The sequence below is a fragment of the Arthrobacter sp. JZ12 genome, assembly GCF_035189165.1.
In the GTDB taxonomy this organism is placed as follows: domain Bacteria; phylum Actinomycetota; class Actinomycetes; order Actinomycetales; family Micrococcaceae; genus Arthrobacter_D.
The window spans coordinates 3,285,065-3,307,057 of record NZ_CP045246.1 but is presented as its reverse complement, the minus strand read 5'-3'; the positions used below and the strand labels follow the sequence as shown (position 1 = coordinate 3,307,057).

Genomic DNA, 21,993 nt, shown 5'->3' with positions numbered 1-21,993 from the left:
TAATGTCCTCAACTGAAGTTTTGACGGACTCTCTGGTCCAGGAAGGCAACTAATCCACAGAGTTATGCACAACCCGTGGATAAATGCGCCACCCGGCAACAGTAGACGATGAAGAATGCAGGCGATAGCTGGCGCAGGCGCTGTGGATCAGCTCACGTTCGCGATAGCCTGACTCCACAGTCCTACCGATGATCCTCACAGGTTGTCCACAGAGATATCCCCATTTCCTGCACAGGGTGCTTCAGAGCCGGTTTGACCGCCCTGCTTTCAGTGCCCTAACGTTAGGTAGTCCTTTATGTCTGCATTTCGCATGCCTTCACACCGTCAGCCATAGGCTGGACAGTACGAGTAGGTGCGCAGGGCGGATGTACAACTTCATTGCGCCGTTCCGTTCTTCCCCCTTGTAGCAACGGAAGCGCATGCCAAGAACGTTCTGGAGTATCAACAGTGAGCAAGCGGACCTTTCAGCCGAATAACCGCCGTCGTGCCAAGAAGCACGGCTTCCGCCTTCGCATGCGCACCCGCGCAGGCCGCGCAATCCTCTCCGCGCGCCGCAGCAAGGGACGCACCGAGCTCTCGGCTTAGCAGCAGTTAATCCGTCCGCCGGCGTCATGACTTTCGTGATGCCCTGACCGTCCCGGAGCTCCAGGTGCTGTCTACCGCCCACCGAGTTCGGACGGCCAAAGATTTTTCACACACCGTCCGTTCCGGTGCCCGATCAGGGTGCCGGAACTTGGTGTTATATGCGGTCGGAACAGGAACCGAGAACCCATCCAGGTTCGGCTTCATAGTGTCGAAGAATGTGGGGAACGCCGTTACCCGGAACCTCGTTAAGAGGAGACTGAGAGAAGCGGCGGCAGCAGCTCTGGTTCGTAGGCCCCTCGGTCTTGATGTCGTTGTCCGGGCCCTGCCTTCTTCGGCTTCCGCCGGCTGGCCGGAACTCAGTTCCGACTTCGAACGATGCCTCGCATCCAGCGCCAAGCGGTCGATCAAGAACAGTAGCGGCAGAACAGGAGACGGCACATGACAACGGTTCATCCGCCGTCGAACCTGTCGCGGCTCGCGTCGATTCCCCGCAACATGCTGATCGCTCTTCTGAAGACTTACCGGTTGGTGGTCTCGCCGCTGTATGGGCAGGTATGCCGATTCTTCCCCTCCTGCTCGGCGTATGCCCTGGAGGCGGTAACCGTTCACGGTGCCTTGAAAGGCTCATGGCTTGCTGGAAAACGGCTGTGTCGCTGCCATCCGTGGAACGACGGCGGTGTCGACCATGTCCCTGCAGGTGGGCGACACTTTGCGCCGGGCGAAGAGCCGCGAATTGTAGTGCTGAATCACCCGGTGATTCCCGCAGATGAGGAAAGCCGCCCCGCGGCCTGAGGAGCAATAAGACTATGGACTTCTTCGAAACGATTCTCCTGCCCTTCCGGTGGCTGGTGTCCTGGATCATGTGGGCGTTCCACGAGGGGTTCACCTTCCTCGGAATGGACGCAGCATCCGGGTGGACGTGGACCCTGTCCATCGTCGGCCTGGTCGTGGTCATCCGAGCTGCGTTGATTCCGGTTTTCGTCAAGCAAATCAAGGCACAGCGCGGAATGCAGGCGCTTCAGCCCGATCTGCGCAAGCTGCAGCAAAAGTACAAGGGCAAGACGGACCAGCTCTCGCGTCAGGCAATGACGCAGGAGCAGATGGCACTGTATAAGAAGCACGGGACCAATCCCTTCGCAGCATGCCTGCCCATCCTCATCCAGATGCCGTTCTTCTTCGCTCTGTTTACGGTGCTGAATGGAGTCTCCACAGCTAGCGATAACGGCGAAGGTATCGGTGCGCTGACTGTTGAGGACGTTCGGCAGTTCGATGCCGCGGAAATCTTCGGCGCTCCACTGTCTTCCTCGTTGCTGCATGGATGGGGTACGCCGGGCCATACCTCGGTCGCCATCCTCTCAATCATCATGATCCTCGCGATGACTGCGTCGCAGTTCATCACGCAGAAGCAGATCATGGCGAAGAACATGTCTGAAGAGGCAATGCAGAGCCCCTTCATGCGCCAGCAGAAGCTCATGCTTTACATCCTGCCGTTGGTCTTCGGCGTCGGCGGCATCAACTTCCCGATCGGTGTACTGATCTACTGGACCACCACCAACCTTTGGACCATGGTGCAGCAGTTCTACGTCATCCGGCGTATGCCCACTCCTGGATCCCCCGCAGCCAAGGCCCTGGCCGAGCGTCGTGCGAAGAAGGGCCTGCCGATGGTTCCCCTGCTTGGCGAGAAGAAGCCTGAGCCGGCGGTGGAAGCCGTCGCGCAGCCCAAGGGTCAACGAGTACAGCCTCAGCGCAAGAACAGGAAACGCAAATGAGCACTGACAACATCCAGGAAGAGACCATCGAGGCCGTGAACGAGGATGCGGTCGATCACGATAGTGCTGCGTCTGTTGAGGACGAGGGCGATGTGGCCGCTGACTACCTCGAGGAACTCCTAGACATAGCGGACATCGACGGAGATATCGATATTGAGGTACGCGGCGGCCGCACCTACATCTCGATCGTCTCTGAAGACAGTGATGCCCAGGGTCTTCAGTCACTGGTCGGACGTGACGGCGAGGTTCTCGAGGCTCTGCAGGAGTTGGCCCGCCTATCTGTCCTGACGTCCACAGGTACCCGTTCACGCCTGGTCCTGGACATCGACGGTTTCCGCGAAACGCGCACGCGGGAGCTTCGCGAGATTGCCGAGCGTGCGGCCGGGAAGGTGAAGGAAACCGGGGAGGACATCGCTCTCGCTCCGATGTCTGCCTATGAGCGCAAGATTGTGCACGACATCATCGCGGATCTCGGGCTGGTAAGTGAGTCGGAGGGTGAAGGCTCGCGCCGCCATATCGTCGTCTCGGCGAGTTCCTGAGACGTCGTTCTTCTCTTTCAAGGAGGGATCCCGATGTCGGTTGAAATAGGGACAAAAGAGCTTCAGGCAGCTCGAACCATCTTCGGAGAACGCCTATCACTGGCTGAACGTTTCGTATCGCATCTGGCGACTTCGGGCATCGAGCGGGGGTTGCTTGGCCCTCGTGAGGTTCCGCGTTTGTGGGAAAGGCACGTTCTCAACTGCGCCGTTATCGGAGAGCTGGTTCCCTCCGACGCACGTATAGCAGACGTTGGAAGCGGTGCCGGTTTGCCGGGGGTTGCCCTTGCGATCGCTCGCCCGGATGCACAGCTTGTGCTGATTGAGCCCCTCGAGCGCCGCGTTGCCTGGTTGCACGAAGTGACGCAAGACCTCGGTCTGACCAATGTCGATATTTTCCGTGGGCGCGCAGAGCAGGCTGTCGGAAAGTTCGACGTGAATGTTGTGACGGCCAGGGCCGTGTCCGCCCTTACTGGTCTGGCAACCCTGACCATCCCGCTCCTTCAGGGCTCCGGTGAAGTTCTTGCCATCAAGGGGCGGAGCGCGGCGGAGGAGGTTGCGAAGGCGGCAAAGGTTATCCGCCGGCTTGGCGGCGTGGACACCAGAATCGAAGCGGTCGGCAGCAGCCTTTTGGAGGAACCGACAACGGTGGTCCGTATTGTTGTCAGCCGGTGACGGGGTGGTTGAGGGGAGATTCCAGACACTGCGTGGTGTCTCGTCGGGTATGCACGGCGTAACAGCTAACCTAGAGTGAACCCTTTCCGCACCCTGAAAGTGAGCGAGACGCTTGTGACGAAAGATTCAGCCACACGGCGCGAGCTGCCGAGCACGAGCATTGGCTCGTCTCTGGCAATCACTATTGCGGATATTCAACCTAAGGTGTTTTCAAACCCGATCAACACCGGGATTGTTTCACGTGAAACGTCGGCGGTGGTAGGGTCTGCTAAGGCTGGGGTGGAGTCGGCGATGAAAAGCAACGGAGAACCGAAGAACGTCATCGATGTTATGGATGACAGCACGCCGCTAGCGCGTGAACTCGCCTCCGAGACGCGTCGACGGGAAAAGCTGCTTGGGCGGAAGCTACGACGCCCTGCAGACACCCGCATCCTGACCGTGAGTAATCAAAAGGGTGGCGTAGGTAAAACAACAACCACGGTGAATCTGGCCGCTGCTCTGGCTTCAGCCGGTCTGAATGTGCTGGTCATTGATATTGATCCCCAGGGAAATGCGTCGACTGCCTTGGGTATTGAGCACCACGCAGACGTGGACAGCATCTACGACGTCCTGATCGACGACCAGCCATTGGCTAGCGTCGTCGCACAATGCCCGGACATTCCAAAACTTATCTGTGCGCCGGCCACAATTCACTTGGCTGGTGCGGAGATTGAGCTGGTCTCCCTTGTAGCTCGCGAGCAAAGGCTTCGCAGGGCTATCGAGCTCTATGCACGCGAGAGGGCGGAGAAGGGCGAAGAGCGTCTGGATTACATCTTCATTGACTGCCCACCTAGTCTCGGATTGCTCACTGTGAATGCGTTCGTGGCAGCCCGTGAAGTACTGATTCCCATCCAGTGCGAGTACTACGCCCTTGAGGGACTGAGCCAGTTGCTGAAGAACATCGAGATGATTCAGAAGCACCTGAATGCCGATCTAGTTGTATCAACCATATTGCTCACCATGTATGACGGCAGGACCAACCTGGCTGCCCAGGTCGCGGCTGAGGTGAGGGAACACTTCCCGCATCAGGTGCTCAAGGCAGTGGTTCCCCGGTCCGTGCGGATATCCGAAGCCCCAAGCTACCAGCAAACGGTTCTCACCTACGATCCGTCCTCCAGTGGGGCACTTTCGTATCTAGAAGCAGCTGCGGAACTCGCGGAACGTTCGTAGAGCGCCTACACGGCACTTCATCGAGCCGCCAGTAGAATTGACGCGATATCAATTTGCGCAGTTTGTCTGCTCTCGGTCGAGAGGAACCGTTGTATGCCTGAAAAGCGTAGAGGGCTGGGTCGTGGCCTTGGAGCACTAATACCGAGCGGTGTCGAGGAAGAGCGGAAGGCTGACTCGGGTACTGGACGCGCGAACGAGCGGGGACGCCCGGTTGACCTGTTCTTTCCCTCAGGGAACGGAAACGGCGCACGGCAGGGCCAAGCTGATGTAGACGGTCTGAATGGAGCGGCGCCCAGCAAGTCCGCGATCAATAAGGATGCACTGACTGCACCTGCCAAGCGCTCTGGTGGCAGGGCGGGCTCGCCGCGTAAAGCAACCTCCGAGGCTCCGAGGAAAGCCAAGCCGGCTCCCGCCCCGGAGGAGGCTCCCGAGAAACCTCAGTTGAAGGCCTCGGTCAAAGAGCGCGGGGCTACGGAAGCCGAGCGTACTGAGGCCCTGGAAGCGCCCGCAAATGAGTCCGTGGCTAGCGTCGCCCCGACCAAGGATGACGAAATCGCTCTTCCTGCGATTCGGGAAGAATCCGACGAAGAGCAAGTAGACGAGGAGAAGCGCGCTCTCGCTGATTCCGGAGACCTCCCGGATTCTGGTGCCGAGGTTTCACGTGAAACGCTGAAGGAAGTACCGGGTGCCAGGTTCGCCGAACTCCCTGTTCTATCTATTCACCCGAACCGCAAGCAGCCCCGCTCGGTGTTCGACGAGGACGAGATGGCCGAACTGGTGCATTCGATCCGCGAAATTGGGGTACTTCAGCCAATCGTCGTGCGTCGCTCAGCTGAGGGTGGTGAGCAGGCGTATGAGCTGGTGATGGGTGAGCGGCGGTGGCGTGCAACCAAAGAAGCGGGACTGGAAACGGTGCCCGCGATCATCCGGGACACTACGGATGACGATCTCCTTAGGGACGCCCTGCTGGAGAACCTCCATCGGAGCCAGCTGAACCCCTTGGAGGAGGCAGCCGCCTACCAACAGCTCTTGGATGACTTTGGATGCTCACAAGAGGAGTTAGCAAGCCGGATCGGTCGCTCTAGGCCACAGATTTCCAACACGCTTCGTTTGATGAAGCTTCCTCCGCTGGTGCAAAGGCGTCTTGCTGCAGGCGTGCTGAGTGCTGGGCACGCCCGTGCTCTCCTCGGCTTGTCTGACCCTGCAGAAATGGAGAAGTTGGCCCAGCGGATTGTCGCTGAGGGTCTCTCGGTTAGGTCAACGGAGGAGATTGTAGCGATGAGCGACGGACTGCGTCGCCCCGCGAAGCAGAACGCGCCACGCGCGGGTGCAAGGCATGAGCGTTTGGACTACCTGGCGACATCTCTATCCGACCGTCTGGATACGAATGTGAAGATTACTCTCGGCGCTAAGAAGGGTCGGGTCAGCATCGAGTTCGCCAGTGTTGACGATTTGAACCGTATCATGGGCGTACTCAACCCGTCGTAGTCTTCAGTGCTGTAGCGGAAGGGCGCTGTTTCACGTGAAACAGCGCCCTTCCTAATCTGGGGAGTGCACTCTCTGGTCGGTGCGAGTGAGCGATGGCGCGACTGCTCGCCTCGCCCCGTCAATAAGTTCGGGTGCTAGGCACGTAGGGCTTGGACTATCTGGAACGCGTCCCTGCGACCATTGTTGAAAACATGGTGAAAGGATGCTGTCGGTGCGAAGAAGCGGCTTGTCAGCGTCGGAGTCGTCTGTGCTGGCGATCCGGGCGGAACATGAGGGCTTCGATGCGGTCTCAGTCCTTCGTTGCGCTGCGGAAGAGGGCTGTTTCACTTGAAACAGCGCGGATCCTCATGCGGCATATCGGTGTGCACGCCCAAGTTGGTCCAGGTGAGCGATGAGGGAAGGCCCGCCTCGCCCCGCCAACATGTCTGGATGCTGACACTAGGGCTTAGACCGTCTGGCAGCGTCTTCATCATGTGAACTTTTCGAAATTATGGTGAAGGTTGCTGCCGACGCCAACGAGTCGGAATTCAGTACTGAGGTAGCTAATGTTGACGTTGCGAACCCGATTTTGTGGGCATTCGTACTGTCGTAGTACAGAGTTGTGTTGCCAAGAGGGCTGTTTCACGTGAAACAGCCCCTCGCACAGTCGCGCGTGTGCAAGCCTAGCAGGAGGAGGTCCATAATGAGCGACCGGCCGCGTGCTCGGGTATTACGGTAGGCCTGCCGTCGGATGCTTGGTATGAGTGTCTGAGGTGCTCCTCAATGTCTCTATTCGACCATCTCAAAGGAAGGCCAGGTTGCTGCCGGCGCGAAGGAGCGAGGAGTTAGCGTTCAGCTCGTCTACGTTGTCTAGATGAATCAATGATGGGTGGATGTGCGTTAAACCCGTCGCTGTGCTGTAGTTCGCTGATTAGGCGTGCCGTTTCACGTCGAACAGGATCATTACAAAGGTCTGTGCACAAGAAGTTGGTTGGTTGGTCTAACCCATGGGATTGTGGCGATGAGCGACCGCTCGTGCCGCCAACCGCGCAGAATGCCGCACACACGGATCAGGACAGCGTTGAACCTCCAAGCAGTTCTTATACGTCCGTCTGGGCTCGATCTGAAGACTACTCTCGACGTCGACTCTGCCTTCGGTAGCGTCATCAACCGCAACTGCACTTCCGGGTGTACCCAACCCGCGGCGTCCCCGGCTGGTGTCGCAAGGGCCATCGTTTCACGTGAAACAGGGTGACCACTTGTGTGGTGCTCGTACTCCCTTGACACACTTGTGCTTCTGGGTGGACGGACTGGGGCTCTGACTTCAAGGCAGTGTTTGGTCCTCGGCAAACCTAGGTTCTCCGGCGCGTCTTCTGCCTCCCTCGGTATGGACAGCTTAGCGCCAAACGCCCAGGCATTTCGATTCTCACTACCGGATAGAGGAATTGCTGCTAGCGACAGGACGAGGTGAAACCCAAAGCACAGTGCGGCCGGCACTATCCCCAACGGCCCTTCAAAGGCGGACTCAGGGGGTGAAAGAGTGGGCCTGCCTCGATTGACTAGGGAGGTAACCGGAATCGGGCAGATCGGGCGTGTTCCAGTCCGTCGCGCTGCAGGTCGGATGCCGATCGAGAAGCTAGGCTGCTACGTTCCCCTGCTGAGCGTCCAGGCGGTTCAATGTCAGCTTTGGGCTGAACTGCGGATCCCAATGGCGCGACAACTGATCAGGGCACCGTATAGAACCCGCACCGGAGTGGGACTTAACCCGCCGTTTCACGTGAAAAGGCAGGAGTTCTACGGCTGGCACCGCGCCTATTGGAGCCACAGGCTGCCTGAACATTACGTATACGGGTGATGCGTGGCTGTACCTGAGGTGGCCGGGCATCCCGTTAAACAGCCCAGGCCAGTGCACTACTGATGATGAGGACGTGGCAGAACCGGTACGGCTAGTTGGTGGATCAGATTCGCGTCCAGAAGGGCGATCGTGGCGGTCTGCCCGCGATGGCGAGGCGATAAGACCGAGTTCGAGTACGGTGAGTGGGCCAGCGGGCAGGGCTAGGGGGCGTGGCCGTGGAGAGCGCGAGGTGGAAGCGACATAACGCTCTGCCGCCTGGCCCACACCTGCCCACGCCCAAAATCGCCCGTGCGCTACCTCGACGGTACGTCCGCAACCACTCATTCGCTTGGAAGGCTCGCTCTCGGCCATGTTGGTGACACCTGCGGGGCAGTCGAGAAGTGGCCTTCGCGTCCCGGTGCGGCGCCAGAGCATCTACTGCCAACCGTCGCCTAGCGCATGTTTCACGTGGAACGGCAACTCGCTTTAGCTAGTGGTCGTGGAACCCGCTGGGCTCCACGAGGGCGTGGGGGCTTGAGCCCCATTGTTGTTTCAGTGGTTGTGCCTCTTCCTCGGCTAGGGTCGTAGGGCTTGCGGCTTCTACAGGACCTAATCACGAGATGTTGGTAGCCTACTCACGACGTCGCTGGCGCGGCACTACCGCTGCGTACATATCGCCCTGTCGCACGATGATCAGCCCCAATCGAACCTAAAGATGGCAGTCGGAGTCTCGCGACCTCTTAAGCAGGGACTAGTACCGGACGTGCTGATCACTGATCGGTACGCCCACTCTCACCTGGAACCAGGTTCGAGGCCAACTCGAATGTGGTCGCGGCCGCCTCTATGCTAGCGGGTGACATGTTCTCGGGACATCGAATACGGGCCGCATGCCGGCGACAGCCTTGAGTTGAGTCAGCAGCTCGCGGGATGCGATCAGATGTGACGTACTAGGCGCACCGAATGGAGGATTCCGCCCGCGCGGGTTCGTGTCGGAGGTAGAGGTGTCTTGACGTCCCGGTTAGCGTTTCACGTGAAACCGCACGGCCTCGCAGTAGCTTCACACTTGACCCTACGCTACGCGCCGTGGCGGTTGCTTTCGCGACACCTCTCATGCTGGCCTTCCGCAGGCACCTCAGAGCGGTCCGGCGGTCACAGTTCCGTGCGCACTCCTGGCTTCCTACTGCGGCGCAGATAACAGTGCAACCGGGCGGCCGTATTAGTTAGCCTGGATCGCACTATGTTCCTTCGGCGGTGTCAAAGGGGCGACATCGGGCGCCCCCGAGAGAGTTTTCCCTTCTCGCTGTTCCGGTCTGGGTACTACTGCCAGCGCTACGCGGTAGCTGTTGTACCGGGAGGAGTTTCACGTGAAACGTAGGCGGCGTGGTTAAGTGCATTGCCGCTGCACCATTGCGAGGCAGCGTCGATATATTTGCGCTTTGGCAGTCAAACGGGCTTGGCACGGTGTCGCCTGTAATCAGGGACTAGTGGGCACGGCTGTGAGTATGCGTTCTATCGCACGGCCAACAGCCTTAGCTTTGACCACGAAAGTCAGTTCCTCATACCCCGTCGGTTCCACCTGGGTGAAAGAGGCTGTGTTGTTATGGCCTCCTCGCCCCACCAGATATCGCGGTCCTCTTGCCGGGAGAGTCACCGAAGCGCGTGCTTGTGCGGGAATTTACTTTGTCTATCTTGACGTTCGGCAGGATCGGGGCCCGACACTTTTCCTTATCAGCGGGCCGCTCCTGGTGTGCGTGCTAGCACTCTCCTCGGCCGTCCCCTTGATCCGGCAGTTTCACGTGAAACGTCGTGAGGTACATATTCTGACTTGCACCACCCTGGTGTATTCGCTAGTAGCCGGTCCGATCGTTGCGGGTTAAGCGAAAGCCATCGCGATTAAACAAAAGGCCGGTCCCTCAAAGGAGACCGGCCTGTCGCTTAGACAGTTCAGAGGAATTCGGCGAACTCCTGCTCAAGTACAACCTTCGGCTTGGCGCCGATCGATGTTGCTGCTACTGCGCCATCCTTGAAGACGTATACAGCCGGAATTGAAGTGATCCCGTACTTCGCAGCAGTGGCCGGGTTGTCGTCCACATTGAGCTTCACGACGTCAATCTTCTCGGAGTGCTCCGCAGCGATATCGTCCAGAATCGGGGACAGCTTGCGGCACGGACCACACCACTCAGCCCAGAAATCAACCATCACGGGTTTCGAAGCGTTGAGTACGTCAGATTCGAAGCTCGAATCGGTAACTTCCTTGGCATTGCTCATAGTTTTGCTCCTTCTTGTTCCTAGACAGCAGCTGTCTCGGAGACTTTCTCTGATTTCGGAGTAGGTACTTCGGCCGCAGTGTCTACAGCGTCCCCAAGGTCAGCGAGGTAGTGCTCAACGTCAATCGCGGCAACGCACCCGGACCCCGAAGCGGTAATGGCCTGTCGGTAGGTCGGGTCAATCACATCGCCGGCAGCAAAGACGCCGGGCAGTGAAGTCTTGGACGTCCGCCCCAGGACAGCAATCGTTCCCTCTTCAGTGAGCTCGAGCTGATCCTTGACGAGTTCAACGCGGGGATCATTTCCGATCGCAACGAAGATGCCGGTGACGGCCAGGTCCCGAGTTGACCCGTCCACGGTGCTCTGAAGAGTAAGACCGGTAACCTTGTCGGAACCGTGAATGCCGACAACCTGAGCGTTCCACTCGAACCGAATCTTCTCGTGAGCCAACGCCCGGTCCTGCATGATGCGGGAAGCCCGGAGCGTGTCCCTGCGATGCACCACAGTGACAGAGCGCGCGAACTTGGTGAGGAACAACGCCTCCTCCATCGCAGAGTCTCCGCCTCCGATGACTGCAATGTCCTGATCCTTGAAGAAGAACCCATCACAGGTTGCACACCAGCTGACGCCGTGCCCGGAGAGCCGCTTCTCGTCCTCCAGCCCGAGCTCGCGGTATGCGGAACCAGTGGAGATGATGACGGCCCGTGCACGGAAGGTTTCGCCGGTGCCGATCGTGACGGTCTTTACGTCGCCTTCGAGGTCTACGGAGGTGACGTCCTCGAAAAGGATCTCGGTGCCGAACCGGGCGGCTTGCTTCTCGAAGTTCTCCATGAGGTCCGGCCCCATGACGCCCTCGGGGAAGCCCGGGTAGTTCTCGACGTCGGTGGTGTTCATCAGCTCTCCACCAGCAGTCACGGAACTGGCGATCAGCAGCGGCTTGAGGTTCGCCCGGGCGGTGTATACCGCTGCGGTGTAGCCGGCCGGTCCTGATCCGACGATGATGACATCGCGAATCTCGCTGGACGCGGACTGACCGGTTTCTGTCTCAGTGCTCACGGGGTGGACGAACCTTTCTATCGGTGAGAGCGATCGAACCCGTTCGGTCCGGTCGCGGTCTTCTGCGTCAACGACAGCGCCAACCTGCTTATTCCGCACACTGGCACAGGGCAGGCTGGGAAGCTAGGAGACGCTGATCTCTGCAATACGCATGCCCCAGGGGTACTGTGCCTGGACGTTTGAGAGTCGGGGCAGCTGGGTGAAGTTCACGATCACATACTGCGCCGTCGGAGGTGCGCCATCGACCTGAGGCACATTGAATGTGACTGACGGGCCGGTGAAGCCTGACTGCGCTACTTGGGTGGCGCCGTCGAGAGTCGGCTCATCGTTGAGCAGTACCGTGAAGCTGCCACCGGAACTGTTCAGCTGCTCGATCTGAATCTCGGAGATGTTGGAAGGCTCCTCGAGCTCCACCACCAGTGCAAGGTTTTGTGCCAGCCCACCGAACGTCTCGTTCGCGTAGACGAGGCTGCCCCAGAAACTCGCGGGATTACCGTCGATGATCGTTCCGAGGTCGGCGTCGGTCTGTGCGTTCAGTTCCGGGTTGTCCGGAACGAGGCGGATTACATTGGCCGGAACCGGGTCAACGAGCTCTTCCGGTGCCGCAGCGGAGGAGCTTCCCTCGGCTGCTGGCTCTTCGCTCGCTTCTGCAGTGCCTTCTCCGGCTGCCTGGGAGGTTGTGGTTTCGCTGGCGGTAGGCGGGCCGAAGAGGGGGCGCAATTGCGTGACGGCGAGAACGACGGCGCCGACAATCACGAGAGCCAGGACCACACCTACGAGCAATCGGGTGAAGCGTGGGTTGTTGCGGCGATCGTCGTCGTCGTAATCCTCATAGGAGTCATCGCCGTACTGGGTGCCGGCAGCGGATGCCCCGCCCGCCGCTGCAGCGGCAGGGAAGCGGGAAGCAGCACGGTGGGGTCCGCTGTCCTGGTGACCGTCGTGGTCCTCGTCGGTCCAGGCAGCCGCACGGGGCTGCTCAGTGCGAGGCGCGGCGGGAGTGGAACGCGGCGGAGCGCTTGGCGGCGGAGGTACGCTCGCGCCGCCTCCTCCTGCGGGTCGGGCTCCGCTGATCTGCTGCGGTTCGGTTCCCGGCTGGGTATGGTTGCCGGACGCGGCGGCACCGCCTGCGAGCCCCGCTGCTCCAGCGGCTCCCGCTGCGGTGGCACCTCCGCGTCCAAAGCGCGGCATGCGGGCCTTTGGAAGCCGCGAGGGACGGCGCTCGTGCTCGTCCTCGTGGTCGTAGTAGTCGTCGTCTTCGTACGTTTCCGGTTCGGTGGAGCGGGCCACACCGAAGATCTCGGAGCCGAGCGTGTCGGTGAAGAAGGGCTCGATGTAGGGCGCATCCTGCTGGATCACCAGATCCAGCAGATCCGCGGCCGGTGCTCGGTTTGTCACGAGGTAGGTACCGGAGTCCGTGATTCCGAGGTCCAGGACCTGGATGTTGCCCGGACGCTCTCCGGTGGCAACCTCCCGGGCACTCGTGGCAACCTGTCCGGCATTCGACGCCGACGCCACCAGGATGCTCACCGGACGGTTCAGCACCTGATCGACGCCGTCCAGCACCAGGTCCCTCTCAGCAGAGGCCAGTACATAAGCGGTGACCTTGTATCGGCCACCCAGTACCGAACCGACGTCTACTGCTTCTGGCACGAGTTCCTCCCGACTGTGGATAGTTTGTACCAATGCTACCGGTCACAGCCGGGCCTCCAGTGCAGCCGCACTGCAGTGCCCTGCATTACCCGGGACGGCACTCGACGACGCTAACGCCGCCTGAAGCGTGTGAGCAGCGGCGCCAGGAACTCGCTCAGTTCCGTAACACGCAGGACTTTGAGCATGCCGAAGTAGACGCCCGCCATCACCGGTCCGGTAATCACAAGAACGACGGCGGCGCTCGCCACTGACTGCCAGGCGAAGCCCTCGGGGCGGTAGCCCCCGAATACCCACAGAAGTGCGGCGCCGACCGCGGCGGATACCAGTCCCGCGACAACCAGGCGGACGTGAACGTCGTAGATGTGCCCTGCACCGTAGCTCCCGATCTTCCGCACCAGGAAGACGTGACTGACGATAACGGCCACGATGTTTCCCAAGGTGTAGCTGAGCGCGAGCATGGGCACGATCAGGCCGGGATCGAACAGGCTGGCGCCCAGGGCCAGGGCCACTCCCGTGACCGAGAGGATCAGCTGGATTTTCAGCGGGGTGATGGCATCCTCGGCCGCGTAGAACACACGGTTCATGAAGAAGTTTGCGCTGAGGAACGGCGCTCCGACAGCGAGCAGGCTGATGATCAGCGCGTTCAGCGCGCCGCCTTCTCGGATGCCGCCGGAGAAGACCATGCCCAACGGACCTGCCAGGGTGAGCAGCGCTGCTGAGCCGAAGACGGTGGCGACGCCGATGGTGCGCAGGCCCCGGGACAGTGTCTCCTTGGTGGTGGCGACGTCGTCCTCGGTGTGTGCCCGCGCGAGGCTGTTGAACATCACGGTGGCAAGCGAGAGCGCGATGACCGAGTGCGGCAGCACATAGACCAGCGAACCGATGTCGAGATTGGTCAGGCCGGCGATGTAGCTATCCGGGGGCAATTCGGTTCGAGCCTCGGTCGCGATGGTGGCTACCCATTGGTTGACCATATAGAGGCCGTTGCCGATCAGCATGGTCACGATGGTGACCGACGCCAACCGGCCGGTCTTGCCCAGACCTACGCCACGCCAACCGAACCGTGGCCGCAGGCCGAGTCGCAGGCGCCGCAGAGGAACGAGGAGTACGAGGGCCTGCACAACGATGCCCAATGTGGTCCCGCCCGCGAGCAGCAGGGTGTGGGTGGGGGTCCAGGTGTCGGGGGTGTGGCCGGTTGTCCGTTCAGCGCCCATGAGCACGATGAAGGCGATGAGGAAGCAGATCGAAACGATGTTGTTGACCACCGGCGCCCACATGTACGGCCCGAATGAGCCGTTGGCATTGAGCACCTGCCCGATGATCGAGTAGAGCCCGTAGAAGAAGATTTGGGGCAGACACCAGTAGGCAAACACCGTGGTAAGGGCCAGTGCATCCCCGGACACATTGGTAAGCAGGTCCGCAATGAACGGCGCCGCCAGGGTGATGAGGACCGTCATCACGAAGAGCACGATCACCGAGAGTGTCATCAGCCTGCTGACGAAGTCGGCGCCCCGGTCCGGCTGTTGGCTCGCCCGGATGATCTGCGGCACCAGTACGGCATTGAACACACCGCCTGCGATCATGAGGAAGATGTAGGTCGGCAGGTTGTTGGCCGCCGGAAAGAGGTCGGATACCGCGCCTGCCGTACCGATTGCCGTCGCCAGAAGCGCCACGCGAACGAGGCCGAGCACGCGCGACACCAGGGTGCCTGCAGCCATAATTGCGCTGGAGCGTGCCGTGGAATCCGTGGGCGGGACATCCCCGGCGGGGGTGGGGCGACGACTGGGCACCACGCCCGCGTCCTGGACCGGTATTGAGGCGGTGTTTGTATCAGACATCGCTCAATATCGTCTCACCAATACTGCCCGACGCCGGTAAAGGCCTGGACGCGCCTCCGGCCGCAGCGCCCGCAACAGCGCGCTCCCTGCAGCGCTCGCGAGCAGAGTCCATACCCGTTACAGGTACTGCGGCAGGACTTCCCGCGCGAGGTCAGCAATGCGACGTTCGTTCGGGAAGGAGAGTTTGCGTCCGAGGTCAGCCAGCGGTACCCACGCGACGTCGACCGCTTCATGATCGGGGTCGTTCTCGATGGTGAGGTGGCCACCGGTGGAAACCAGCAGGAAGTGATGGACGGTCTTATGGACGCGGTGGCCGCTTACGGTGAACCAGTAGTCGATACTGCCCAGCGCGGCCAGCACGCGACCGCGGATGCCGGTCTCCTCTTCGATCTCCCGTACTGCGGCCTGCTCGTTGTCCTCCTGGTTTTCAGGATGGCCCTTGGGCAGGCACCACTCGAGCCGCCCGCCGCGGTTCAGGCGAGCAATGATTGCCACATTGAGCAGGTCCGTGGAGGTATCCACCACGATTCCGCCCGCGGAAACTTCTTCCACGGTAGGCAGGCTCTGATGAATAAGGGGCGCGCCTGAACTGCCCATTGACGCTGTCAATGGGGTGCGCTTGGGTGCGCTCGGAACAGGACGGTCCATGCCCCCACTCTAACGACCTTTCCCGGCGGATGATGACCGGACACAACCCTTCCGCTTGCCTGCGCACCTGCATCGGCGTGTTGTTCACGTGAGGTGGGCCGGTGGTCTTTCGTCGCAGGTGAGAGGCTCGTAATGGCGATTGGCCCGATGTCTGGCACGCTTAAGGCACTATGGTTCACCTGTTGGAAAACTCTCCCCTCACCGCTCCGCTTCCGGCGGTGGTCACGGAGCTTGGCAAGCTCTTCGACGACGCCGGCCAGGAGCTTTCGCTGGTGGGCGGCCCTGTGCGGGACCTCTTTCTTGGCAGGGTGTCGCCGGACCTTGATTTCACCACCGACGCCGACCCCGACCGGACAATTGCAGTGATCAAGCACTGGGCCGATGCATTCTGGGAGATCGGCCGTGAGTTCGGCACCATTGGCCTGCGCAAGGGCACCTTCACGATCGAGGTCACCACTTACCGCGCCGAGGCTTACGACCCCTCCTCGCGCAAGCCCGTTGTCGCCTTCGGAAGCAGCCTCGAGGACGACCTTTACCGGCGCGACTTCACCATCAACGCCATGGCCCTGCGCCTGCCGTCCATGGAGCTCGTGGATCCCTACGGCGGAGTGAAGGACCTCCATGCCGGGATGCTGCGCACGCCGGGCGCGCCGTCGTCGTCGTTCTCTGACGACCCGCTCCGCATGATGCGGGCGGCACGGTTCGCCTCCCAACTGGGCGTCGAGGTAGCGCCCGAGGTACGGGAAGCAATGACGGCGATGGCGGAGCGCATCTCGATCATCTCGGCCGAACGCGTCCGTGACGAGCTCGTCAAGCTGATCAACGGCACCCATCCGCGCCGAGGCATCGACCTGATGGTCTCCACCGGGCTCGCTGACCATGTGCTTCCGGAGGTGCCCGCCCTGCGCCTGGAGATGGACGAGCACCACCGGCACAAGGATGTCTACCAGCACTCGCTGACGGTGCTGGAGCAGGCCTGCGAACTGGAAACCGACGACGACGGCGCGGTGCCGGCTCCGGACTTCGTGCTGCGTTTTGCGGCGCTGATGCACGACGTCGGCAAGCCGGCTACGCGGCGTTTCGAACCCTCCGGCGCGGTCAGCTTCCGGCACCACGACGCCGTTGGAGCCAAGCTGACTGCGAAACGCATGAAGGCGCTCCGGTTCGACAACGACACCATCAAGGCAGTCGCCCGGCTGGTTGAGCTGCACATGCGCTTCTACGGCTACGGTGAGGCGGGCTGGACGGACTCCGCGGTTCGGCGGTACGTCACCGACGCCGGCCCGCTGCTGGAGAGGCTCCACCGCCTTACCCGTTCGGACGTGACAACCCGCAACCGGCGCAAGGCTGAGCGCCTCGCTTTCGCCTACGACGACCTGGAGCAGCGCATCACTGCGCTCGCCGAACAGGAAGAGCTTGCCGCTATCCGACCGGATCTGGACGGAGGGCAGATCATGGCCCTGTTGGGCATCAAACCCGGACCGGTGGTGGGGCGCGCCTACCGCTATCTGCTGGAGGAACGCATGGAGCACGGACCGCATCCTCCGGAGGAGGCGGAGCGTAAGCTGCGAACCTGGTGGGCAGAACAGCCCGAGGCTTCCGGGGAAGATGCATGAGCCAGTCAGGCGCTGCGGCCGCGGATCTCACGAAGGCCGGCACACCACTTCCGCATCTGTGGCTGCTGAGGCACGGTGAAACCGAGTGGTCCCGGGATGGCAATTACACCGGCCTCACCGACCTGCCGCTGACTTCCGACGGCGAACAGCAGGCCCGCGACGCCGCTGCCCATCTGGCCGGAGTCGAGTTCGACCGCGTTTTCACGTCGCCGCTGCATCGTGCCCGGCGGACGGCCGAACTGGCCGGTTTTCCCGATGCCGAAGTGCTGCCCTACGCGCACGAATGGGACTACGGAGACCACGAAGGCCGCAACAGCGCAGCTCTCAGGAAAGAAAAGCCCGGTTACATCATCTGGAACGACGGCGTCCCGAACGGTGAGACCCTTGCGCAGGTGTCGGCGCGTGCCGACCGGATCATCGCTCGCGTTCAGGCAGGATGCGGCACACCTGCCGACCAGGATCCTGATGCCACGCCCATCCGCAACGCACTCCTCGTGGCGCACGGGCACTTCCTTCGCATCCTGACAGCACGATGGCTTGAGTTCGAGGGGGTCGAGGGGCGGCGCTTCATCCTCGGGACGGCCGCGGTCTGCGTCCTCGGTTGGGATAAGCGCACCCCCGCTATCCGGCGCTGGAACCTCTAACAGCCTGCCGCTGCTTGCCGCTGCCTGCCGTAGGTCAGGCGGCGCAGCACCCATTCCGCCGGTCCGGTGCGCATGTGGTCCAAAAGGATCCTGCTTGCCACCAGCTGGGCCGCGAAAATTACGACGGCGATGCCCGCCACTGCTACAGCCGGCAGTCGGTCTGCCAGTTGCAATCCAAGGCCGGTGAAGATCAGACCCAGCACCAGTGACTGCGTCAGATAGTTGGTGAGGGCAATCCGTCCTGCCGGGGCCAGGAAGCTGCAGACCCGTGCACCCGGTTTAGTCCGGAACAACAGGAGCAGGAGGCTGACATAACCGGCCGTCAACAGGGGTGCGGTCAATGTCGAGATGCCGACGGCTAGTACCGAGAACCGGTCCCTGTCCACGTAGACGGTCAGGCAAGCCTGTACTACCGCAGCCGCCAGTCCGATCATTTGCAGTTGCGTGGTGATGCCCAATCCGGTGACGGTCGCTGCAATGCCCAGGCCCACAGCAAGGACGACCGACCCGATGACGCCGATCAGCGCGCTGCCCGTTATCACTGCGGAGGACGTGCGAAGGGAGCGCGTGGCCAACAGGATGAGTCCCATCAGCGCGTAGGTAAGCAGAATGTCGCCGAAGAACAAGAACACTCCGTGAAGGAGGCCGAGTAGCAGAAGGCCGAGGAGTCGACGCCGCGCCCTGGGAACGGGAGACTGCCCGATCGCAATCGCTGCGCGTTCCTGCAACACAAAGCTGTACCCGAACAGGAACGAGAAGAGCAGGTAGAACTTTGCCTCGAACAGGGCTGCCACTGTGAAGCGGGTGAGCAGGTCTGCCGCAGAGGAATGGTTGGGGCTAATGGCCCCGCCCAGCGCGTAGGGATCGGCGAAGTACCAGATATTCACGAACAGAATCCCAGCGAGGGCGAAGCTGCGCAGGGCGTCGATCTCGCTGGACCTTCCCGGAACCGTCGGCTTCGCTTCCCTCACATTGACCAGACTAGTGCGCGGTCTGGCCGGTGATTTCCGAATCTATTCCCGTCTTCGAAAATTTCTTTGGGAATTTTCAGAAACTGCTAGGTGAAACGGCTTCCTCTGCGGTAGCTTTGAGGAGTGCCATTGAGAGATCTCAATTTGCTCTCAATTTGCACCGTTCAGGCAAGCGCAACATCAGAAGTGGAGGTGGGATCAGTGGTTATTCCCTTTGGCGGCATGACGGCCGCGCGTACCCGCCCGGCCTCCGCCGTGTCTGCGCACTGATTTCCTGCTGAAACCAGCACTTCTCCGCTAGATATCCGCGGGAGAAGTCTCTTTTCACCCCTTTTGTGCGACGGCGGAATCCGCCACGAAACTGCTGTGCAGTTTTCATGCCGATTAACACGGCGAATGTATTCGTACCCGCAATTCCGGCACCTTTTCCACCTGCCTTCGGGCTTTTCATGCACCACCCCTTTTTGTATCCAATTAATTCTCATCCAGGAGATCCTTATGCCTGACGTCCAGGTTCTTTCCGTCCCCGTTTCCGTCGAGCGCACCGTGGCTCCTGCCACTGTCCAGCAGCGCTCGTACGGGGAATTCATTATGTCCGGCAACCTCACCCGCCTCGACGGCTCCACCGGCGAATGCGCCGGTGAGCCCGCCGATCCATCAGCGGTGATGCCCGACTTCACCCAACGAGAGGAGGTGAACCTCATGATCAAGAAGCTTCGCCAGAGCGTTTCCTTCTGGAAGCGAATACAGCGCTCGTCAGAGGAAAGTTCCTGGGACAACGCCCAGTCCTATGCCTTGCCGCAGCATCACCTGTACATCAAGTAGCAGCCCATCCCGCATGGCTGAGCTTGAGCCCCCACTGTCGACCGCGAAGGAGGAACCGATGCAAGTCACCGGTCCCACCAACAGAGAAGCCCGCGCTTCCCGGCGCGGGCTTCCGCCTTTAACGGGCCAGTACCTCCTACGCAGCCACTACGGTCGTAACGTCCCAATCCGGTCATGGAATGTGGCGGTCGGCGCGCGCGTTATATCGTCAAACGTGGCCGCCGACTGAGCTGGCCGGAACCAACCCCAATCCAATTGACGCCGAAGGGAGGGACTGTGACCCCGGTGAAGCGCGTAGCGATGCTGTCGCTTCATACATCCCCCTTCGATCAGCCCGGCGGCGGTGACGCCGGGGGCATGAACGTCTACGTGCGCTCCGTTGCCCTCGAGCTTGCAAAAGTGGGCATCGACGTCGAAATCTTCACGCGCGCAGCAGCGGACGGGCAGCCGCACATCGAGGAACTGGGTCCGGGAGTCCTGGTGCGCCACGTAGTAGCCGGCCCCACGCGGCGGGTGCCCAAGGAAGTCCTCCCGCAACTCTCGGACGACCTTGCGGACGCCATCTCCGACGTCACGGACCTGCTGTCGGACGGACACTTCGACATCATCCACTCGCACTACTGGGTATCCGGCATTGTTGGCTTAACCGTGGCAAAGTCGCTGCGGCTGCCATTGGTCCACTCCATGCACACCATGGCGAAGGTCAAGAACCTCCGCCTCCACGCCGGTGGAGTGAGTGAACCCGAGTCCCGTATCGCCGGGGAACAGGAGATCGTTCACGGGGCTGACCGCCTGATAGCCAACACGAGTACCGAGGCTGCGGAACTCGAATCGCTCTACGGAGCGGCGGCCGACAAGGTGGACATCGTGGCTCCGGGGGTTGACCTCGACATCTTTCATTCCGGCAACAGGGCCGCTTCACGCAGCGGCCTCGAGTTCCCACCCGAGGCTTATCACGTGGTCTTCGCTGGGCGGATTCAAAAGCTCAAGGGGCCCCACCTGCTGGTTGAGGCCGCTGCGGATCTGCAGCGCCGGCGCCCCGACATTCCGCTGCAGGTCAGCATTATCGGTTCGGGAAGCGGCCCGGAAGCACTCGAACTCCAACCGCTCATCAACCGGCTTGGAGTGCACGACACCGTAAGGCTCTATCCGCCGGTGATTCCCGAACAGTTGGCCCACTGGCTGCGCGCCGCCGACGTCGTTGCCATGCCTTCCTACAGCGAGTCCTTCGGACTGGTTGCGCTCGAAGCGCAGGCGTGCGGCACCCCCGTTCTCGCCGCGAACGTAGGCGGATTGCCGCAGGCCATCAGTGACGGCCGCACCGGGATACTGGTTGACGGGCATGGCCCCGCGCTCTGGTCAGCAGCGCTGGAGGCACTGCACGACGACGCCGAGATGCGCCGCACGCTGGGGTCTCACGCCTCTATTCATGCGCTGGCGTTCGGCTGGCAGCGGACCGCGCTTTTCACGGCGCAGAGTTATCGAACCGCCGTCGAACAGTACGAGGGCGCAGCCGTTTCCTAGCTGAGTCGCGTGAAGGGGCGGTATCCCAGGCGGGGGTATGCCTAGGATGGAGAAGTGAATGCCGCGGAACTCGCCAGCTACCTTGACTCTGTAGGAATCACCGGGAACGTCGCGACGCCGCGCCAGGACAACCTGCGGCACATGCGCCTCTTCCTTGAAGGCAACGAGCACCTCGAATTCGGTGTGCGCCTGACGCGTGAATGGACGTTCGACGAAGTGTTCGAGGTAATGCACCAACGCGTGGGCATCAGCACCGACGTTGAGCTCCTTGAAGGCCAGGACACTATCTCCGCCGAAAAATGTGTAGCCGCGCTGGACCGGTTTGCAGACCGCTTCGGGGAGGCGGTTCGCGCAGGCGCACGCATCCTCTTCGCAACCGGTCATCCGGCGGGGCTGCTCCCGGTTCACGCCGCCCTCGCTGCAGCAGCGGAGCGTGGCGGAGCCAAGCTGGTGAAGGTGCCCGAAGGCCAGCCCTTCCGCGACGGCGATATCCGCCAGCTGTTCGGGGTGCTGGCATGGCACCAGTACGGCGGACTGGTGCACACCCACTATCCGGAACCGATGCGCCTGAGCCTGCAACTGCTCGCCTCGCAGGGCGCTCCGCCTCCCGAGCTTGTTGTGGCCGACCACGGCTGGGCGGGATTCGCAGCCTCGGAGGGGATTCCCACCCTTGGATTCGCCGACTGCAACGATCCGGGTCTGTTCGTTTCCGAGGCCCAGGGCCAGATTGAGGTGGCCGTACCCCTCGATGACAACCTGTGCCCGGGCCTCTACGAGCCGATGACCCGCTACATCCTTGAGCGAGCCGGACTGGCCTGAGGTTCAGCGCACCCCCACGTACCCGTGCACTGGTAGATTGAGCGTGAGCTCACACCCCGA

19 protein-coding genes are annotated in these 21,993 nt (G+C 61.3%); 13 read left to right on the top strand and 6 right to left on the bottom strand.

All coding sequences use genetic code 11. The annotated features are described in order from the left end of the window. Positions 1 to 447: 447 nt before the first annotated feature. The 8 genes from rpmH (at position 448) to GC088_RS15395 (ending at position 6,262) form a co-directional block, all read left to right on the top strand. Complete coding sequence (gene rpmH, locus GC088_RS15430; RefSeq protein ID WP_055854070.1) at positions 448 to 585, top strand: 50S ribosomal protein L34; 138 nt, start codon at positions 448 to 450, stop codon at positions 583 to 585. A gap of 64 nt (positions 586 to 649) precedes the next feature. Beyond that, entirely contained in the window at positions 650 to 1,027 is a 378-nt protein-coding gene (rnpA, locus tag GC088_RS15425) for a ribonuclease P protein component (protein WP_323959881.1), read from the top strand. After that, positions 1,024 to 1,377 carry a membrane protein insertion efficiency factor YidD gene (gene yidD / locus GC088_RS15420; RefSeq protein ID WP_323959880.1) on the top strand — a complete coding sequence of 118 codons (354 nt, stop codon included), beginning with the start codon at positions 1,024 to 1,026 and terminating at the stop codon, positions 1,375 to 1,377. Before rnpA ends, yidD begins: the two co-directional genes overlap by 4 nt. Positions 1,378 to 1,391: 14 nt before the next feature. Beyond that, a complete protein-coding gene (gene yidC, locus GC088_RS15415; RefSeq protein ID WP_323959879.1) occupies positions 1,392 to 2,354 on the top strand; it encodes a membrane protein insertase YidC in 963 nt (320 codons plus the stop codon). After that, positions 2,351 to 2,893, top strand: a complete 543-nt coding sequence (locus tag GC088_RS15410; protein ID WP_323959878.1) for a Jag family protein — start codon at positions 2,351 to 2,353, stop codon at positions 2,891 to 2,893. The genes yidC and GC088_RS15410 overlap by 4 nt, the downstream gene beginning before the upstream one ends. 33 nt (positions 2,894 to 2,926) lie before the next feature. After that, positions 2,927 to 3,565, top strand: a complete 639-nt coding sequence (rsmG, locus tag GC088_RS15405) for a 16S rRNA (guanine(527)-N(7))-methyltransferase RsmG (RefSeq protein WP_323959877.1) — start codon at positions 2,927 to 2,929, stop codon at positions 3,563 to 3,565. Between the two features lie 279 nt (positions 3,566 to 3,844). Beyond that, positions 3,845 to 4,774 carry a ParA family protein gene (locus tag GC088_RS15400; RefSeq protein ID WP_416377546.1) on the top strand — a complete coding sequence of 310 codons (930 nt, stop codon included), beginning with the start codon at positions 3,845 to 3,847 and terminating at the stop codon, positions 4,772 to 4,774. Positions 4,775 to 4,867: 93 nt separating this feature from the next. After that, positions 4,868 to 6,262 carry a ParB/RepB/Spo0J family partition protein gene (locus GC088_RS15395; protein ID WP_323959875.1) on the top strand — a complete coding sequence of 465 codons (1,395 nt, stop codon included), beginning with the start codon at positions 4,868 to 4,870 and terminating at the stop codon, positions 6,260 to 6,262. Positions 6,263 to 10,019: 3,757 nt separating this feature from the next. On the opposite strand, the gene trxA is transcribed toward GC088_RS15395, so the two are convergent. The 5 genes from trxA to GC088_RS15370 form a co-directional block, all read right to left on the bottom strand. Next, positions 10,020 to 10,343 carry a thioredoxin gene (gene trxA / locus GC088_RS15390; RefSeq protein WP_323959874.1) on the bottom strand — a complete coding sequence of 108 codons (324 nt, stop codon included), beginning with the start codon at positions 10,341 to 10,343 and terminating at the stop codon, positions 10,020 to 10,022. 20 nt (positions 10,344 to 10,363) lie between these two features. After that, complete coding sequence (gene trxB, locus GC088_RS15385) at positions 10,364 to 11,398, bottom strand: thioredoxin-disulfide reductase (RefSeq protein WP_323959873.1); 1,035 nt, start codon at positions 11,396 to 11,398, stop codon at positions 10,364 to 10,366. Between the two features lie 123 nt (positions 11,399 to 11,521). Next, positions 11,522 to 13,048: an ABC transporter substrate-binding protein gene (locus GC088_RS15380; protein WP_323959872.1), complete on the bottom strand. Its 1,527-nt coding sequence runs from the start codon at positions 13,046 to 13,048 to the stop codon at positions 11,522 to 11,524. Positions 13,049 to 13,158: 110 nt separating this feature from the next. Beyond that, entirely contained in the window at positions 13,159 to 14,886 is a 1,728-nt protein-coding gene (murJ, locus tag GC088_RS15375; protein ID WP_323959871.1) for a murein biosynthesis integral membrane protein MurJ, read from the bottom strand. A gap of 117 nt (positions 14,887 to 15,003) precedes the next feature. After that, complete coding sequence (locus tag GC088_RS15370) at positions 15,004 to 15,483, bottom strand: NUDIX hydrolase (protein WP_416377545.1); 480 nt, start codon at positions 15,481 to 15,483, stop codon at positions 15,004 to 15,006. A 221-nt stretch (positions 15,484 to 15,704) separates the two neighbouring features. Between GC088_RS15370 and GC088_RS15365 the strand changes: the two genes are divergently transcribed. Together GC088_RS15365 and GC088_RS15360 are read left to right on the top strand one after the other, a co-directional pair. Then, the gene (locus GC088_RS15365) at positions 15,705 to 17,150 is read left to right on the top strand and encodes a CCA tRNA nucleotidyltransferase (protein ID WP_323959869.1); all 1,446 of its coding nucleotides are present in this window, start codon (positions 15,705 to 15,707) and stop codon (positions 17,148 to 17,150) included. Beyond that, on the top strand, positions 17,147 to 17,794 hold the full coding sequence (locus GC088_RS15360; RefSeq protein WP_323959868.1) for a histidine phosphatase family protein: 648 nt from the start codon (positions 17,147 to 17,149) through the stop codon (positions 17,792 to 17,794). The genes GC088_RS15365 and GC088_RS15360 overlap by 4 nt, the downstream gene beginning before the upstream one ends. On the opposite strand, the gene GC088_RS15355 is transcribed toward GC088_RS15360, so the two are convergent. After that, the gene (locus GC088_RS15355) at positions 17,791 to 18,765 is read right to left on the bottom strand and encodes a DUF418 domain-containing protein (protein ID WP_323959867.1); all 975 of its coding nucleotides are present in this window, start codon (positions 18,763 to 18,765) and stop codon (positions 17,791 to 17,793) included. The genes GC088_RS15360 and GC088_RS15355 overlap by 4 nt on opposite strands. Positions 18,766 to 19,263: 498 nt before the next feature. Here GC088_RS15355 and GC088_RS15350 point away from each other — a divergent pair, with 498 nt between their 5' ends. From GC088_RS15350 to GC088_RS15340, 3 genes are all read left to right on the top strand, one after another. After that, complete coding sequence (locus tag GC088_RS15350; protein WP_323959866.1) at positions 19,264 to 19,590, top strand: hypothetical protein; 327 nt, start codon at positions 19,264 to 19,266, stop codon at positions 19,588 to 19,590. Between the two features lie 276 nt (positions 19,591 to 19,866). Next, the gene (mshA, locus tag GC088_RS15345; RefSeq protein ID WP_323959865.1) at positions 19,867 to 21,114 is read left to right on the top strand and encodes a D-inositol-3-phosphate glycosyltransferase; all 1,248 of its coding nucleotides are present in this window, start codon (positions 19,867 to 19,869) and stop codon (positions 21,112 to 21,114) included. A gap of 54 nt (positions 21,115 to 21,168) precedes the next feature. Then, positions 21,169 to 21,933 carry a phosphatase gene (locus tag GC088_RS15340; protein ID WP_323959864.1) on the top strand — a complete coding sequence of 255 codons (765 nt, stop codon included), beginning with the start codon at positions 21,169 to 21,171 and terminating at the stop codon, positions 21,931 to 21,933. The last annotated feature ends 60 nt before the right edge of the window (positions 21,934 to 21,993 follow it).